The sequence below is a fragment of the Streptomyces nymphaeiformis genome, from assembly GCF_014203895.1.
Lineage (GTDB): Bacteria > Actinomycetota > Actinomycetes > Streptomycetales > Streptomycetaceae > Streptomyces > Streptomyces nymphaeiformis.
Map to the genome: position 1 here is coordinate 334,934 of NZ_JACHJY010000004.1, position 14,759 is coordinate 349,692.

The 14,759-nt window shown below is 70.0% G+C and carries 12 protein-coding genes; 6 read left to right on the forward strand and 6 right to left on the reverse strand.

What is annotated here, in order from left to right; translation table 11 throughout:
* Positions 1-175 precede the first annotated feature (175 nt).
* Positions 176-1,921, forward strand: a complete 1,746-nt coding sequence (locus GGE06_RS15690) for a VWA domain-containing protein (RefSeq protein WP_184931089.1) — start codon at positions 176-178, stop codon at positions 1,919-1,921.
* On the opposite strand, the gene GGE06_RS15695 is transcribed toward GGE06_RS15690, so the two are convergent.
* Both GGE06_RS15695 and GGE06_RS15700 read right to left on the reverse strand, forming a co-directional pair.
* Complete coding sequence (locus tag GGE06_RS15695) at positions 1,918-3,018, reverse strand: sensor histidine kinase (protein WP_184931090.1); 1,101 nt, start codon at positions 3,016-3,018, stop codon at positions 1,918-1,920. The genes GGE06_RS15690 and GGE06_RS15695 overlap by 4 nt on opposite strands.
* Positions 3,015-3,743 (reverse strand): response regulator transcription factor, encoded by a 729-nt coding sequence (locus GGE06_RS15700; protein ID WP_184931091.1) that lies wholly within the window; start codon positions 3,741-3,743, stop codon positions 3,015-3,017. The genes GGE06_RS15695 and GGE06_RS15700 overlap by 4 nt, the downstream gene beginning before the upstream one ends.
* 71 nt (positions 3,744-3,814) lie before the next feature.
* Between GGE06_RS15700 and metG the strand changes: the two genes are divergently transcribed.
* Positions 3,815-5,422, forward strand: coding sequence for a methionine--tRNA ligase (metG, locus tag GGE06_RS15705; RefSeq protein ID WP_184931092.1), 1,608 nt, complete (start codon positions 3,815-3,817; stop codon positions 5,420-5,422).
* Between the two features lie 70 nt (positions 5,423-5,492).
* Here the strand turns inward: metG and GGE06_RS15710 are convergent, their stop codons facing one another.
* Together GGE06_RS15710 and GGE06_RS15715 are read right to left on the reverse strand one after the other, a co-directional pair.
* Positions 5,493-5,846, reverse strand: coding sequence for a DoxX family protein (locus GGE06_RS15710; protein WP_246532581.1), 354 nt, complete (start codon positions 5,844-5,846; stop codon positions 5,493-5,495).
* Between the two features lie 95 nt (positions 5,847-5,941).
* Positions 5,942-6,508 carry a Uma2 family endonuclease gene (locus GGE06_RS15715; RefSeq protein ID WP_312883151.1) on the reverse strand — a complete coding sequence of 189 codons (567 nt, stop codon included), beginning with the start codon at positions 6,506-6,508 and terminating at the stop codon, positions 5,942-5,944.
* A gap of 564 nt (positions 6,509-7,072) precedes the next feature.
* On the opposite strand from GGE06_RS15715, the gene GGE06_RS15720 reads away from it, so the two are divergent.
* From GGE06_RS15720 to GGE06_RS15735, 4 genes are all read left to right on the forward strand, one after another.
* A complete protein-coding gene (locus GGE06_RS15720; RefSeq protein WP_184931093.1) occupies positions 7,073-7,588 on the forward strand; it encodes an SseB family protein in 516 nt (171 codons plus the stop codon).
* A gap of 37 nt (positions 7,589-7,625) precedes the next feature.
* Positions 7,626-8,273, forward strand: a complete 648-nt coding sequence (locus GGE06_RS15725; protein ID WP_116160079.1) for a hypothetical protein — start codon at positions 7,626-7,628, stop codon at positions 8,271-8,273.
* Entirely contained in the window at positions 8,273-13,003 is a 4,731-nt protein-coding gene (locus GGE06_RS15730; protein ID WP_184931094.1) for a putative T7SS-secreted protein, read from the forward strand. Before GGE06_RS15725 ends, GGE06_RS15730 begins: the two co-directional genes overlap by 1 nt.
* A 69-nt stretch (positions 13,004-13,072) precedes the next feature.
* A complete protein-coding gene (locus tag GGE06_RS15735) occupies positions 13,073-13,606 on the forward strand; it encodes an SMI1/KNR4 family protein (protein WP_116160077.1) in 534 nt (177 codons plus the stop codon).
* On the opposite strand, the gene GGE06_RS42605 is transcribed toward GGE06_RS15735, so the two are convergent.
* Entirely contained in the window at positions 13,520-14,152 is a 633-nt protein-coding gene (locus GGE06_RS42605; protein ID WP_312883152.1) for a DUF1266 domain-containing protein, read from the reverse strand. The genes GGE06_RS15735 and GGE06_RS42605 overlap by 87 nt on opposite strands.
* A complete protein-coding gene (locus GGE06_RS42610; RefSeq protein WP_246532582.1) occupies positions 14,121-14,663 on the reverse strand; it encodes a hypothetical protein in 543 nt (180 codons plus the stop codon). Before GGE06_RS42610 ends, GGE06_RS42605 begins: the two co-directional genes overlap by 32 nt.
* Positions 14,664-14,759 lie beyond the last annotated feature (96 nt).

Genomic DNA, 14,759 nt, shown 5'->3' on the forward strand with positions numbered 1-14,759 from the left:
CGTGGCACCGGAGTGAACGCCGAATGAAAGCGCTGAAACCGGGGGCGACCGGGGCGCCGGAAGGGGAGGGGGCGGCCGCTAACCTTACGTGTCCGCCCTGGCCAGGGATGAACGCCCCGAAACGCCCAGTACGGACATTCACACTGCACCCCCACTCATGCGAAAGGGTTCGCCCATGGGTATTCGGAGCATGCTGCGCAAGGTGTTCGGCCGGGACCGCGAGGAGTCCCCGGCAACCTCCGTCCCGCCCCAGACGCGTGAGTCCGTGGGGACGGGAGAGGCCGTGAAGGCCTCGGAGACCGTGACGTCCGAGGAGCCGTCGGGGTCGGTGGAGACGGAGCCGTCGGAACCGGCCCCGCCGAAGGAGACCGCGGCCAGCCGGGCGGCGGACGACCTGGTGGCGGCGGCCTTCGACAACCCGCAGATCCCGAGGGCGAGGACGGCCGAGGCGGACACGACCACGACGGCGGAGCCGGTCACGGAGGAGTCGGCCGAGACGGCGGTGGCGCCGAACGCCGAGGAGCCGGTCGCGGCCACGGCGGACGAGGCGGTCGAGACGGCGGAGCCGGAGGCTTCGGCCGCCGCGGAGCCGGAGGCTTCGGTCACTGCGGAGCCGGAGGCTTCGGCCGCCGCGGAGCCGGAAGCTTCGGCCGCCGCGGAGCCGGAAGCTTCGGCCGCCGCGGAGCCGGAAGCGGAGGTTGCGGACGAGCCGCAGGCCGAGGCCGCGGTCCCGGCGGAGCCGGTAGCCGCCGTGGCGGACGCGGACGCGTCCGAAGCCGCCGCCGAAGCGGCCGAGGATGCCCCGGCCGAGCCCGAGGCGGCTGTCGCCGCGGATGACGCGACCCCGGCGGAGCCGACGGCCATCGACGCCGAAGCCGCCCCCGACGCGGCGGACGAGGCCCCGGCCGAGCCCGAGGCGGACGCTGCCGACGAGCCGCAGGCCGAAGCCACCACCCTGGCGGAGCCGGAGGCTGCCGCGGCGGACGCCGACACCGCCGTCGAAGCGGCCGCCGTCGCGGACGACGCGAACCCGGCGGATCCGGAGGCGGAAGCCGCCGACGAGCCGCAGGCCGCCGCCACCGACGCGGCCGAGCCCGCGGCCCCGGCCGAGCCGGAGGCGGACGCCGACGAGCCGCAGGCCGAGGTCGCCGTCGCCGTCGCGGCGGCCGAGGCCGACACCACCCCGGAGCCGGAGGCTCAGGCCGACGAGGCCCCGGCCGACGAGGTCACCGACAGTGAGGCCCCGGCCGGCGAGGTCGCCCCCGCCGTCCCCCTCCCCGCCCTGAAGGCAGCCGCACCCCACCTCGTCGACGCCTACAAGGCCGCCGGCGCGCAGCTCAAGAAGCAGGAGCTCGCCGGTGCGCGGGCCGCCGTGTACCTCGTGGTCGACCGGTCCGGGTCGATGCGCGGGTACTTCAAGGACGGTTCCGTGCAGCGGCTCGCCGAGCAGGTCACCGCGCTCGCGGCGCACCTCGACGAGGACGCCACCGTCACGACCGTCTTCTTCTCGACGGACATCGACGGCACCGTCGACCTGGCCCCGGCCGACCTCACCCCCACCCGTATCGACGAGGTCAACGCCACCCTCGGCCGCCTGGGCCGTACCAACTACCACCGGGCCGTCGAAGAGGTCCTCGCCCACCACGAGAAGAACGACCCGGCCCGCCCGGCGCTCGTCGTGTTCCAGACGGACGGCGCGCCGGAGTCGAAGACGGCCGCGACGCAGGCCCTCGCCGAGGCCACGGACAAGCCGCTGAACTGGCGGTTCGTGGTCTGGGGCGAGGAGGACAACAAGGCCTTCGACTACGTCCGGAAGCTCGACGGCACCCCCCGTACGGCGACGTACTTCGCGGGCGCGACCCCGGTCGAGACCCCGCACGCGGCCTTCTACCGGGGCCTCCTCGCCGGCCTGGAGTTCTAGGCCGGGACGGACGCGGTGGTGACGGTGACCGGCAGGGTCACCGTCACCACCAGCCCGCCCCCCTCCGCCGCACCCCGCGCGACCGCCCGCACGGCACCCCCGTGCGCCGCCGCGATCGACCGCACGATGGACAGCCCGAGCCCCGCGCCGGGCCCCGTCCGGTCCCGCCCCTCCCCCCGCCGGAAGGGTTCGAAGAGCCCGTCGAGGTCCTCCTCCGGGACGACGGGCCCGGTGTTGACGACGGTCAGGACCCCGTCCGCGACGCGTACGGCCACGTCACCCCCCGGCACGTTGTACGCGACCGCGTTCGCGACGAGGTTCCGCACGAGCTGCCCCAGCAGCACCCGGCTCCCCCGTACGACACCGCCGTCGGCGACCACGCACGCGCCCGCGTACTCCTCGGCGACGACGTCCCCGAGCCGCACGTCCTCCCGCTCCGCGAGCCCCCGCTCGCTCCGCGCGAGGAGCAGCAGCCCGTCGATGAGGCGCTCGCTGCGCCGGTTGGCGTCGAGGAGCACCTGCCGGACCTCGCAGTCGTCGTCGAGCCCGATCTGGATCGCGGCGCGCTGCGTGGCGAGCGGGGTGCGCAGCTCGTGGGAGGCGTTGGCGATGAACCGCCGCTGGCTGTCGAAGGCGGCCTCCAGGCGCCCGAGCAGCGCGTCGATCGTGTCGCCGAGCTCCTTCAGCTCGTCGTCGGGACCGCGTACGGCGAGCCTCTCGTCGAGGTTCCGCTCGGAGAGCCGCCGGGCCCGCGCGGTCATGTCGTGGACGGGCCGCAGCACCCGCCCGGCGGTCCACCACCCCACCACGACCGCACCACAAGCGATGACGAGGAGGGCCATCGACGACCACATGAGCATCTGCTCGCCGAGGGCCCGGCGGATGTCGTCGCCGATCCGGTACGCCTCGACGAAGGCGGGCCCGGCGCCGTCCGCCTGCGCGACGATCGCCTCCACATCGGCGTCCGTACCGGCCCTGACCAGCAGGTTGACCACGAGCAGCAGGACGGCGCCGAGGACGAGGAAGACACCGCCGTAGACGAGCGCGATGCGGGTACGGATGGTGGACCCGGCCCCGAGGAGCCCCGGGCGGCTCACAGCACGTACCCCACGCCCTGCACGGTCCGGATGGGACCGGGCTCCCCGAGCTTCGCCCTCAGCTTGCTCATGCAGACCCGTACGGCCCCGGTGAAGGGGTCGGCGTGGGCGTCCCAGGCGCGTTCGAGGAGCTCCTCGGCGGAGACGACGGCGCCGTCGGCCTCCAGGAGCAACTGGAGGACGGAGAACTCCTTCGGGGACAGGTCGAGGTCCCGCCCGTCGCGGACGGCGGTCCGCCGGACGGTGTCCATGACGAGGCCGTCGCGCACGAGGAGGGGCGGAAGCGCGGGCCGGGCGGAGCGGCGGCGGAGGGCGCGGACGCGGGAGACGAGCTCGGGGAAGTCGAAGGGCTTGCCGAGGTAGTCGTCGGCGCCGAGGTCGAGCCCGTCGACGCGGTCCTCGACGGCGGAGGAGGCGGTGAGCATGAGGATCCGGGTGGGCGCCCCGGCGGCGACGAGCCGCCGGGCCACGTCGTCGCCGTGGACGCGGGGGAGGTCACGGTCGAGGACGAGCACGTCGTACGGCGCACCGCCGACGGGACCGGGGCCGGGACCGGGGCCGGGGCCGGGGCCGGGACCGCAACCGGGCTCGCATGCGTACAGGCCGAGCCGGTCCAGGGCCTCGTCCCCGGCGTGGACGGTGTCGACGGCGAACCCGGCCCGCCGCAGGCCGGTGGCGAGGAGGGCGGCGAGGTCGGGCTCGTCCTCGGCTACGAGTACACGCATGCCGCTCATCATCCACACCCCCCGGTTTATGGATGTGAGTGGATCTTCGTCCGACCGTTAGGATTTCGACCATGGCGGCCACTGGATCCGAGAAGCAGGGGGCGAAGGCGTTCTACGTCACGACCCCCATCTACTACGTCAACGACGCTCCTCACCTGGGCCACGCCTACACGACCGTCGCAGGCGACGTGCTCACGCGCTGGCACCGTCAGCGCGGCGAGAAGGTGTGGTACCTCACCGGCACGGACGAGCACGGTCAGAAGATCATGCGCACGGCCGAGGCGAACAACGTCACGCCCCAGGCCTGGTGCGACAAGCTCGTCGAGGAGGCGTGGAAGCCCCTCTGGGAGCACCTGAACATCGCGAACGACGACTTCATCCGCACCACGCAGAAGCGTCACACCGACCGCGTGCAGGAGTTCGTGCAGGACCTGTACGACAAGGACGAGATCTACAAGGGCGGGTACGAAGGCCCGTACTGCGTGGGCTGTGAGGAGTACAAGCTCCCGGGCGATCTCATCGAGGCGGAGGACGGCACGAAGCTGTGCGCCGTCCACAAGAAGCCGGTGGAGATCCTCAAGGAGGAGAACTACTTCTTCAAGCTGAGCGAGTACGGCCCGAAGCTCCTGGAGTTCTACGAGGCGAACCCGGGCTTCATCCAGCCGGAGTCGGCGCGCAACGAGGTCGTGAACTTCGTCAAGCAGGGCCTGGAGGACCTCTCCATCTCGCGCTCGACGTTCGACTGGGGCGTCCCGGTGCCGTGGGACGAGAAGCACGTCATCTACGTGTGGATCGACGCGCTCCTGAACTACGCGACGGCCGTCGGCTACAACGAGAACCCGGCGAAGTTCGACGAGACCTTCCCGGCGAACGTGCACCTCATCGGCAAGGACATCCTGCGGTTCCACGCGGTGATCTGGCCGGCGATGCTGATGGCGCAGGGCCTGCCGGTCCCCGGCCGGGTCGCGGCCAACGGCTGGCTGATGGTCGGCGGCGAGAAGATGTCGAAGTCGAACCTGACGGGCATCAAGCCGCAGGACCTGACCTCGCACTTCGGCGTGGACGCGTACCGCTGGTACTTCCTGCGGGCGATCGCGTTCGGCCAGGACGGTTCGTTCTCGTGGGAGGACTTCACCGCCCGCTACACGTCCGAGCTGGCGAACGACTACGGCAACCTCGCGTCCCGTGTGGCCGCGATGGTCGGCAAGTACTTCGGCGGCGAGCTGCCGGCCTCGACGGCCGACGGCGACGCGGAGAAGGCGATCCACGAGGGCCTGGCGAAGGCCGTCGCGACCGCCGACGCGAAGATCGGCGAGGAGCTGGACTTCCAGGGCGGCATCCTGGCGATCTTCGACTTCGTGAAGCAGGTCAACGGCTACATCACGGAGCAGGAGCCGTGGAAGGTGGCCAAGGACGAGTCTCCGGAGGGCAAGGCCCGCCTGGCGACCGTCCTCTACACGGCCGCGGAGTCCCTCCGCGCCGTCGCCGTCCTCCTGAACCCGATCATGCCGGAGACCTCGCAGGCCCTCTGGGAGTCCCTGGGCGCCGAGGCGTCCCTGGGCGCCCTGGCGGACCAGCCGGTCCAGAACGCGGGCGAGTGGGGCAAGCTCCCGGCCGGCGCGACGGTGACGAAGGGCGCGGTGCTGTTCCCGCGCCTGGAGGACCCGAAGAAGGACTGAGGCACCGACGTACGAAAAAGGCCGCCGTCCCGGTACCGATCCGGGGCGGCGGCCTTTTCGTACGCTCGCGTCACCAGGTCAGGACGAGGGCGGCGACGGCAGGCGCCATGTAGATCAGCGGGAAGGGGGCGTGCCCGTAGGCGCGGGCCCGGAGCACGGTGATCACGGCCCCGGCGAAGTACAGGATCAGCCCGATGGCGGCGAGGGTCCCGATGACCGGGACGTAGAACCCGACGACGAGCCCGACGGCCCCGGCGACCTTGGCGGCCCCGAGCAGGTTCCACCAGGACCGCGGCACGCCGTACTCGGCGAGCGGCTCGACGACGAACTTGGCCTTGGCGAAGATCGATGCCCCGGAGAAACCGGCCATGAACGCGGCGACGGCGGTGACGACGATGGCGGTGGTGGACATCTCGGCGAACATCTCGGCTCCTTAGGCCTTCCCGTTGTCCGCCTCGACCGAGCCGGACACTGCACTGACGGAGGCGGGGAGAGATGTGTGACAGTCCGCGCGAGAATTCAGTGAACCCAGTTCTTCAGGGGCTCGGTGTCCAGTTCCATCCCCACCGGCTCCGGCAGCGTGACCGTCTTGCCGATGGGCACGGTCACCACCATCTCGTAGCGCTCCCCGTCCGGCTGCGAGTGGACCTTGACCTCGCCCGTCGTCCTGTCCACCAGCAGGTACACGGGGATTCCGGTCTCGGCGTAGGCACGAGGCTTCTCGACGCGGTCACGGTGGCCGGTGTCCGAGTCGCCGGAGGTGACCTCGACGACCATGAGGACACCGTCGGCGCTCGCCCATTCGCCCTGACCGACGAACGTGCCGCTCGGTGCGAGACAGCCGTCGGGCCGGGCATTGCCCTTGCGGTACTTCTCGATCCTCAGGCCCTGATCGGGGTACAGCCACCAGTCCACATGGGCCCGAATGCACAGTCGCGTCAGCCACTCGATGATCCGCCCGTGGTCGCCGTCCGGCACAGCCTTCTCCCAGATCGTCCCGTCGATGAACTCCAGACGCAGCGACTCGTCCACGTGTTCGCCGGCGCGAGCGAGCTCTTCGAACCCCTCTTGAGTCAGGACGCTCACGGCAGACTCCTCCCGGATCGGTGGTGCCTTCCACGGTACGTGCTCACCGGCCTGCGTGAACCGGTTCGTCGCTGTCGCCATGACCGACACGTTGACATATGCCACATGCATGGGAGGGCGGAATCCGCGCCTTTCACCCAGGCGGGTGATTCAGCCGGCGCGCAGGCCGCCCCGGGGGAACACCCAGGTCCAACACGCCTGGCCTCCGCCGCCGGCCGGTTCGCGCCGCCACCATCACCTCCGCCGAGGACGTCGCCATCGGCAAGCAGTTCCGGCGCGGACGCCGAAGAGGAACCGTGGTCGCGGCGTCAGCCGGTCACGGGCTACCGCCTCGGAGCCATGCGGAGGTTCGAGGCGGCCGCCGGGCCGGACCTCGGCACCCTATGTACGGGTCGACGCCCGTCGACCTGACAAAGACGTCCCGAACCGCGCACGGTCCAGCGGGGCCGCCGATCACCCGCTCTGCGACCCAACAGCCAGCACACCAGCGGGGTTCGAGCCGGACCGCACGGTCTACCGCCGGCAGGTGTCGCCGTATCGGGCTTTTGTTCGTTGCTGGTGTGAATGACCGCATGGCAGCATGCGCGCGTGGACGAGACCGGGGACGACGACGCGCTGAGGCCTCAACAGCTCTCCAGGTTGGCGGAGTTGGCAGAAGCGCCGGAGGAGGTCCCGCCGGTTCCCGCCACCCCCGCGACGGTGACCGTCGCCGAAGTCACCCTGGCACGCCGGGAGTTTGCGCGGTTGCTCGGTGAATTCCGGCGCACCGCCGTCCTGGTGCCGTTCGACGATCACGAGAGCCTGTGGACCGCCGACGCCAACGGGGTCCGGTGGATCTGCGCGTTCTCGGACGAGGAGGCACTGGCCCGGTTCGCCGTCGCACGGGGTGCGGCCGCGCGGGAGTGGACGTACCGGACGATCCTCGGCGCGCGGCTTCTCGACGTGATGGTGCCGATGCTGCCGGGTCCGGGCGGGGTGGCGCTGGACGCGGGCAGTACGGACGGGGCGCTGTTTCCGCCGGTGGCGGGGATCGTCCCGGACGAGGTGGCGGTGGATCTCGGGGCGACGGAAACACGATGAGCGGCAACGGGCCCGATCTCGGGGGAACGGGGACACGATGAGCGGCGACGAGCCCCATCTCGCGATACCGCCGGAGGCGCTGGCGGCGATAGCGAAGGGCATCGACCTGGCGCATGCCGAGCTGAAGGATCTCGGGATGGTCGGCGAGGCGTCGGCGGGCCGGGGGTTCTCCGACCTCGCCCTGTCCGGTCTGGAGCTGGGGCACGGGGGCCTGACCTCGGAGTTCCGGACGTTCTGCGAGCGGTGGGAGTGGGGCGTCCGCGCGCTGACCATGCGGGGGAACCAGTTCGCCGTCGGGGTCGGCCTGTCCGCCGGCTCGTTCGCGGAGTACGAGCAGTACCTCAAGGACTCGATCAAGATCGGCGTGAACTCCCTCAACGGCAACCCGCACCTCTCCGAGGACGAGGTCAAGAAGATGAGCTGGGAGACCATCCGCGACCAGCACACCTGGGACGACGCGGACGGAAGCGCGGAGTCGTTCAGGAAGGCCCGGGAAGAGGTCGAGCAGAACTGGAAGAACACCGGCTACGACGTCTCGGACGCGGGGCTGGACTCGCTGGAGCGTTCCGGTCTGGTGGACCCGGAGCTACGCCGGCGCATGGACGAGGAGCTCAAGGCCGGCCTCGCCCCGGACAAGGCGACCGTCGAGCAGGCGGAACAGCCGCGTTGGGGGGATGACCGCTGATGGTGGACTGGGGTGGTCTGGTCGACAAGGGGATCGACAAGATCGGCGACGGCATCGACCGAGGCAAGGAACTCGTCGGCGAGGGCATCGACTTCGCGACCGACAAGACCGGTCAGCTCCTGGACAAGACGGGCGCGCACGACTGGGCGGACGCAGTCGAGGACTGGGGTGACGGCGCCGCCTCCTCGCTCGGTGCGGAGGTCGGGGAGCAGCAGCTCGGGCAGACCGAGGACGCGGACGAGCTGATCCACGGCAAGCCGGAGAAGATCGCCGGGACGGTGCAGAACCTCCGGGACTTCCAGAAGGCGTTCGACCTGGTCGGCGGCGGGATGAAGCAGCTGGACTCCGGTCACTGGAAGGGCGCGGCGGCCGACGGGTTCCGGGCGGCGTTCGAGACCCTGCCGACCGACTGGCTGCGCGCCGCCGACGCGATGGAGAACGCGGCCAAGGCGCTGGAGACGTACTCCCACGCCATCGTGAGCGCGCAGGGCAAGGCGCGTGAGGCGATAGCCCTGTACGAGGAGGGCGACGCCGACTCGAAGGCCGCCACCGAGACGTACGAGAAGAAGGTCGCGGCCTACAAGGCGGCGAGCGACAGCGAATCCCCCCTCCCGGACCCCGGCGATTTCACCGACCCCGGCACGGCCAAGCGGCAGCGCGCCCAGGAGATCCTGAACGACGCGCGGAAGGCGCGCGACGAGGCCGCGGAGGCCGCGAGGACGGCGGTGAGCGCGGCCCTCGCCCACGCGCCCAAGGAGCCGAAGGGCCGCGATCGGGTCAAGGCCGAGCTGATGGACTACGGCCTGGGCGCCGGCATCGAGCTGGCCCACTTCGGCGGTGGCATCGTCAAGGGCACGGCCGGCCTGGTCGATTTCGTCCGCTCGGTCAACCCGACCGACCCGTACAACCTGACCCACCCGGCGGAGTACTACAAGGGCGTCAACATGACGCTCGCCGGCCTGGTGTCCACGGCGGCCAACCCGGACCGGGCGCTGCAGGGCGCCTGGGAGGCGTTGAAGGGCGACCCGTCGGAGTTCTTCGGCCGCATGGCACCGGAGCTGATCGGCACGAAGGGCACCGGGCTGCTGCGCGGGGGCGTGCGCGCCGCGGTGAAGAACGGCGTGGAGCACCTGCCGGAGGGGAAGAGGCCGCGCGGGGTACGCGGGGACCACGAACAAGACCCGCACAGCAACGGCAAGACGTGCCGCGAGACGGTGTGCAAGAGCGATCCTGTCGACATCGCCTCCGGCCGGATGCTGCTGCCGCAGACCGACATCGCCCTGCCCGGTTCGCTGCCCCTCGTCTTCCGCCGCACCTTCGACTCCTCGCGCCGCTCCGGCCACTGGTTCGGCCCGACGTGGTCGTCGACGATCGACCAGCGGCTTGAGATCGACGCCGAGGGAGTGATCTTCAGCTGCGACGAGGGCAGCCTCCTCGCCTACCCGCACCCGGCGCCCGGCGTCCCGGTCATGCCCACGCACGGGCGGCAGTGGCCCCTGGACCGGGTCGAGGACGGCTACACCGTCACCGACCCCGAGACCGGCACGGTCCGGCACTTCGTCGACCACGGCGACGAACGCGCGCTCCTGGCCCAGATCGACGACCGCAACGGCCGGTGGATCACGTTCGAGTACGACGAGTCGGGTGCGCCGACGGCGATCGTCCACCACGGCGGGTACCACCTGAAGCTCACGACGAGCGGGGGCCGGGTGACCGCGCTCCATCTCGCGAGGGCGGCGAAGGACGGATCGGACCAGGAGATCCTGCGGTACGGCTACACCGACGGCCACCTCACCGAGGTCGTGAACTCCTCGGGCCGTCCCCTCCGCTTCGGCTGCGACGAGCACGGCCGCATCACCTCGTGGACCGACACCAACGGAAGCCGCTACGACTACGTCTACGACGACCAGGACCGCTGCACCTACCAGTCGGGCGCGAACGGCCACCTGGAAGCCACCTTCACCTGGGACGACCTCGATCCCGCGACCGGGCTGCGCACGACCACCCTCACGAACGGCCTGGGGCACACCGAGCGCCACCTGATCAACGAGCGCAACCAGGTCGTCGCCGAGATCGACGCGTTGGGCGCGGTCACACGCTACGCGTACGACCGCCACAACCGCCTGCTGTCCCGGACGGACCCACTGGGCCACGTCAGCCGCACCACGTACGACGAACACGGCCGGCCGACGACGATGGAGCGCCCGGACGGGCGCCAGGCACGGGCGGAGTACGACGGCCGCGGCTTCCCGGTCCGCATCACCGGCACCGACGGCAACGTCACCCGCCAGACCTTCGACGAGCACGGCAACCGCACGTCGGTGACGACCCCTTCCGGCGCCCGAACGGAGTTCGCGTACGACGAGTCGGGCCGGCTGACGTCGATGACGGACCCGCTCGGCGCCACCACCCGACTGGTCCTGGACGCCCGTGGACTCCCCGTCGAGATCACCGACCCGCTGGGCGCCACGACGCGCTACGCACACGACGCCTTCGGCCGCACGGTCGAGGTGACGGATGCCCTGGGCGCGGTCACGCGCCTGGATTGGACGGTCGAAGGCCGCCTTGCGCACCGGACGGCACCCGACGGCACGGTGGAGTCCTGGACGTACGACGGCGAGGGCAACTGCCTCACCCACACGGATGCACTGGGCGGCACGACCCGCTTCACGTACACCGACTTCGACCTGCCGACCTCCCGCACGGCCCCGGACGGCGTCCGCTACGAGTTCGCCCACGACGCGAACCTGCGCCTGACCCGGGTGACCGCACCACAGGGTCTGACCTGGGACTACACGTACGACCCGGCGGGCCGGCTGGTCTCGGAGACGGACTTCGACGACCGGACGCTGGGCTACGCATACGACGGGGCAGGACGTCTGACCTCCCGCACGAACGGTCTCGGGCAGTGCGTCCGCTACACGCACAACGAACTCGGCCAGACCGTCCGCAAGGACGCGGAGGGCGTGGTCACCGCCTACGAGTACGACCTCTTCGACGAGCTTGCGTCGGCCACCGGTCCGGACGCGACGCTGATACGCCTCCGCGACCGTTACGGCCGTCTGAAGTCCGAGACGGTCAACGGCCGAACGCTGACGTACGCGTACGACGAAGCGGGCCGCCGGGTGGGCCGCACGACGCCGGGCGGGTCGGTCAGCACGTGGTCGTACGACGGGGCAGGCCGCAGGACGAAGCTCACGGCTTCGGGTCGCGACATCGCCTTCTCTCTCGACGCCCTGGGGCGTGAGGTGGACCGCACGGTCTCGAACTTCGTGTCGCTGACGTCGTCGTACGACGCGATGAACCGCCTGACGGCTCAGGAGGTCACCTCGCGCGGGAGCCGTCTTCAGCATCGCTCGTACACCTACGGCGCAGGCGGCGGTCTCATCGCCATCAGCGACGCGCTCTCCGGAGCACGTGGCTTCGACGTGGACTCGGCCGGTCGCATCACGGCCGTCCATGCCCAGGGCTGGACAGAAAGATATGCCTACGACGACGCTGGAAATCAGATCGAGGCCTCCTGGCCGACCACGCACCCGTCCCATTCCGCAACGGGCACACGCACCTATGAAGGCACGCAGATCACCAGAGCGGGTGCCGTCCGCTACGAACACGACGGCCAGGGCCGGATCGTCCTGCGCCAGAAGAACCGTCCCTCCCGAAAGCCCGACACCTGGCGCTATGAGTGGGACGCGGAAGACCGTCTAACGTCGGTGACGACACCGGACGGGTCGGTCTGGCGGTATGCGTACGACCCCCTGGGCCGCCGAATATCCAAGCAGTCTCCTTTTGAGACGGTTTACTTCACCTGGGACGGCACGACCCTTTGCGAACAGACGACCGCGAACGTCGTCCTGACCTGGGAACATGCCGGCCTGCGGCCGATTTCCCAAACGGAACGCCGCACAGACACGGACGACGAGCGCTTCTTCGCCATTGTCACCGACCTGATAGGCGCCCCGACGGAACTCATCGACGAGTCCGGGGACTTGGCCTGGCGGACTCGCACCACCCTGTGGGGCACGACGTCATGGAATCGCGACGCCACCGCGTACACCCCGCTCCGCTTCCCAGGCCAGTACTGCGACCCCGAATCAGGCCTCCACTACAACTACTTCCGCTACTACGACCCTGAATCCGCTCGCTACCTCAGCCAGGACCCCCTCGGCCTCGCCCCGGCACCAAACCCCGCGGCATACGTCCACAATCCTCTTCTGTGGGCCGATCCGCTCGGACTCCTCCCCTGCAAGAAGAACGAGCCCGACGATCCTACGTGGGACGGTAGGGTTGTTTACGGTGAACTGGACGGACTCGGCCGGCCGACGGGAATGCACGCCACGCTGGGAGACGACATGATGGGGAAGAATCCCACCGACCCGCACGGCGACCCTCCTGGCTGGAAGAAGGACATGGGATACAACCGGGCCCACCTCCTCGGCGCACAGCTCGGCGGATCCAATTACCTCCCAGAGAACTTCGTCACCATGCATTCCTACGCGAACTCCCCCGTCATGCGTCATATCGAGAATCAAATCAGGGCCGCGGTCGAGTCCGGAGAGACCATCCAATACAGCGTCACCCCTCGATACATCGGGAGCGAAAAAATCCCCATCGGTGTGCACATCGAGGCTTACGGCTCGGACGGCTTCCAATTCACTCAGCACAGAAGCACCGGAATCACTGAGTCAGGAAACAATGCGTTCATACCCAACAAGAAGCGGGGCGGCTGACGAAAGCAGTCGAATGAATCCAGGCCCCACCGTCCGGACCTATCGCATCTCAGAAACAGGCCTCCCGACATGAGCAACGCCATTCCGCGTCTTCTTGAGATCTTCCCGGCACCGACCGAGTCCCGCCAGAAGGATTGGGGCGACGTGGAGCGGAGCCTTGGGGATGAGCTTCCCTCCGATTACAAGGAGCTCATCCGCCTCTACGGAGGCAGCAACTGGGACGACTATCTGTACGTCCTCGAGCCAGGCTGCCCGAATGAGAATTACGACCTGATCGAATGGGCCAGGAATCAGACCGAAGACCTGGAAGACCTATGGGAGTTCGAGAAGAAGCCTGCCGAGTTGGAAGTCGAGGGGGCCCGGGTTATCCCATGGGCGACGACAGACAACGGGGAATGTCTCTACTGGCTTGTTCGGCCCCGGCTCCGGCCGGACCAGTGGACAGTCATGGTGAACGAGGCGCGCGGCGACCGATGGGAACATTTTCCCGTTTCCTGCACACAGTTCCTCGCGTCTTCACTTTCCGGGGAGCTGCGCTCGAACATCCTCTCCTCCTTGTTCCCTCGCACTCCGCATGAGTTCCGCCGCCTCCGCGCGGTCTGACGACGCGACGCGAAGGGCCCGGAATCCGAGAGGTTCCGGTGCCTTCTTCAGGTGTCGGCCAGGTGGGGCAGCGGTCTCTCGACCGGTTTGCGGGGCTGGATGTTGGGCTCGTCGGCGAGGAGCATGACGATGCGGTCGACGCCCGGGGCGATGCCGCCGTGCAGCGGGGCGCCGTACTCGCCGAACTCCTCCTCGTCGAAGTGGAGGCAGCGACCCGGAGAACTCAGCCCAGGAGCGGTAGTTGGTGCGTACGAGGCGGCCGGCCCGGATGATGGCGGCCTCGCTCTCCGGGAAGGTGCAGTAGCCGGCGGCCAGACCCCAGCGAGCCATGGCCGAGGCGCGGCCGTAGTCCCAGGCTTCGGTGGAGTGGACGTACGCACCCTCCGGCAGTAGGCCGTCGGCCCGGAAGCGAGCCTCGTAGCGGGTGATCCGGCCGATGAGCCGGTGGACTCCGTCGACTCTGCGGCGAGGTGGGAGGGCGAGGTGGCGCGACCCCGCGTCACGCCATCGGGGGTCAGCCGTGGCTCGGTGGCCTCCTCCGCACACAGACGAACCACGCGCGCCGCGGCCGCCCGCCAGTGGTCCGCGGAGACGGTTCCCGCGAAGTCCCGGGCCAGGGGATGCGGACGACGCCGTGGGCCAGGCCGACGGGCCGGTCGCTCTTCTCGAAGTGGTACCGCCACAGGGCCCGCCCCTCCGGAGTCGCAGGCAGGACTCCCTCGCACGGGCTGCCTGGGTTCACCACGAGGTACGCCGGGTCCCCGGGCTCCCGGACCCTTTCGAACCACCCCAGGTCGCGGATGACGAAGACCGGATCCGGAACGGGGGCGGGCAGCATGCCGGCGGTGTGGACGGCCAGGCACGCGGATCGCGTCCGTGGGTCCCGGTACGGACTGAAGATCGTCACGTCGGGTTGATCCGCCGTGTGCCGCGGCTGCGGGGGGTGCAGGTCCGCGACCGAGTCGTAGTAGACGGGCCAGTTGCCGCGCAGTCGTGCCTCGTACGGTCCGCGTTCGATGGCGCTGGGTGGCTGCCAGTAGCCCGCCAAAGCCTCCATGCACAAGATTGCACGAGGGACGGAAGGGCGATTCGCGTGGCGGAAGCAGAAGAGGCCCGAAACCATGTGTGGTTTCGGGCCCCTCTTGTGTTCGGG

Bases quoted from the DNA above. Each gene is read 5' to 3' on its own strand.
- GGE06_RS15690 (WP_184931089.1), top strand. From the start codon at position 176: ATGGGTATTCGGAGCATGCTGCGCAAGGTGTTCGGCCGGGACCGCGAG.
- GGE06_RS15700 (WP_184931091.1), bottom strand. From the start codon at position 3,743: ATGCGTGTACTCGTAGCCGAGGACGAGCCCGACCTCGCCGCCCTCCTC.
- metG (WP_184931092.1), top strand. From the start codon at position 3,815: ATGGCGGCCACTGGATCCGAGAAGCAGGGGGCGAAGGCGTTCTACGTC.
- GGE06_RS15710 (WP_246532581.1), bottom strand. From the start codon at position 5,846: ATGTTCGCCGAGATGTCCACCACCGCCATCGTCGTCACCGCCGTCGCC.
- GGE06_RS15720 (WP_184931093.1), top strand. From the start codon at position 7,073: ATGACCGCATGGCAGCATGCGCGCGTGGACGAGACCGGGGACGACGAC.
- GGE06_RS15725 (WP_116160079.1), top strand. From the start codon at position 7,626: ATGAGCGGCGACGAGCCCCATCTCGCGATACCGCCGGAGGCGCTGGCG.
- GGE06_RS15730 (WP_184931094.1), top strand. From the start codon at position 8,273: ATGGTGGACTGGGGTGGTCTGGTCGACAAGGGGATCGACAAGATCGGC.
- GGE06_RS15735 (WP_116160077.1), top strand. From the start codon at position 13,073: ATGAGCAACGCCATTCCGCGTCTTCTTGAGATCTTCCCGGCACCGACC.
- GGE06_RS42610 (WP_246532582.1), bottom strand. From the start codon at position 14,663: ATGGAGGCTTTGGCGGGCTACTGGCAGCCACCCAGCGCCATCGAACGC.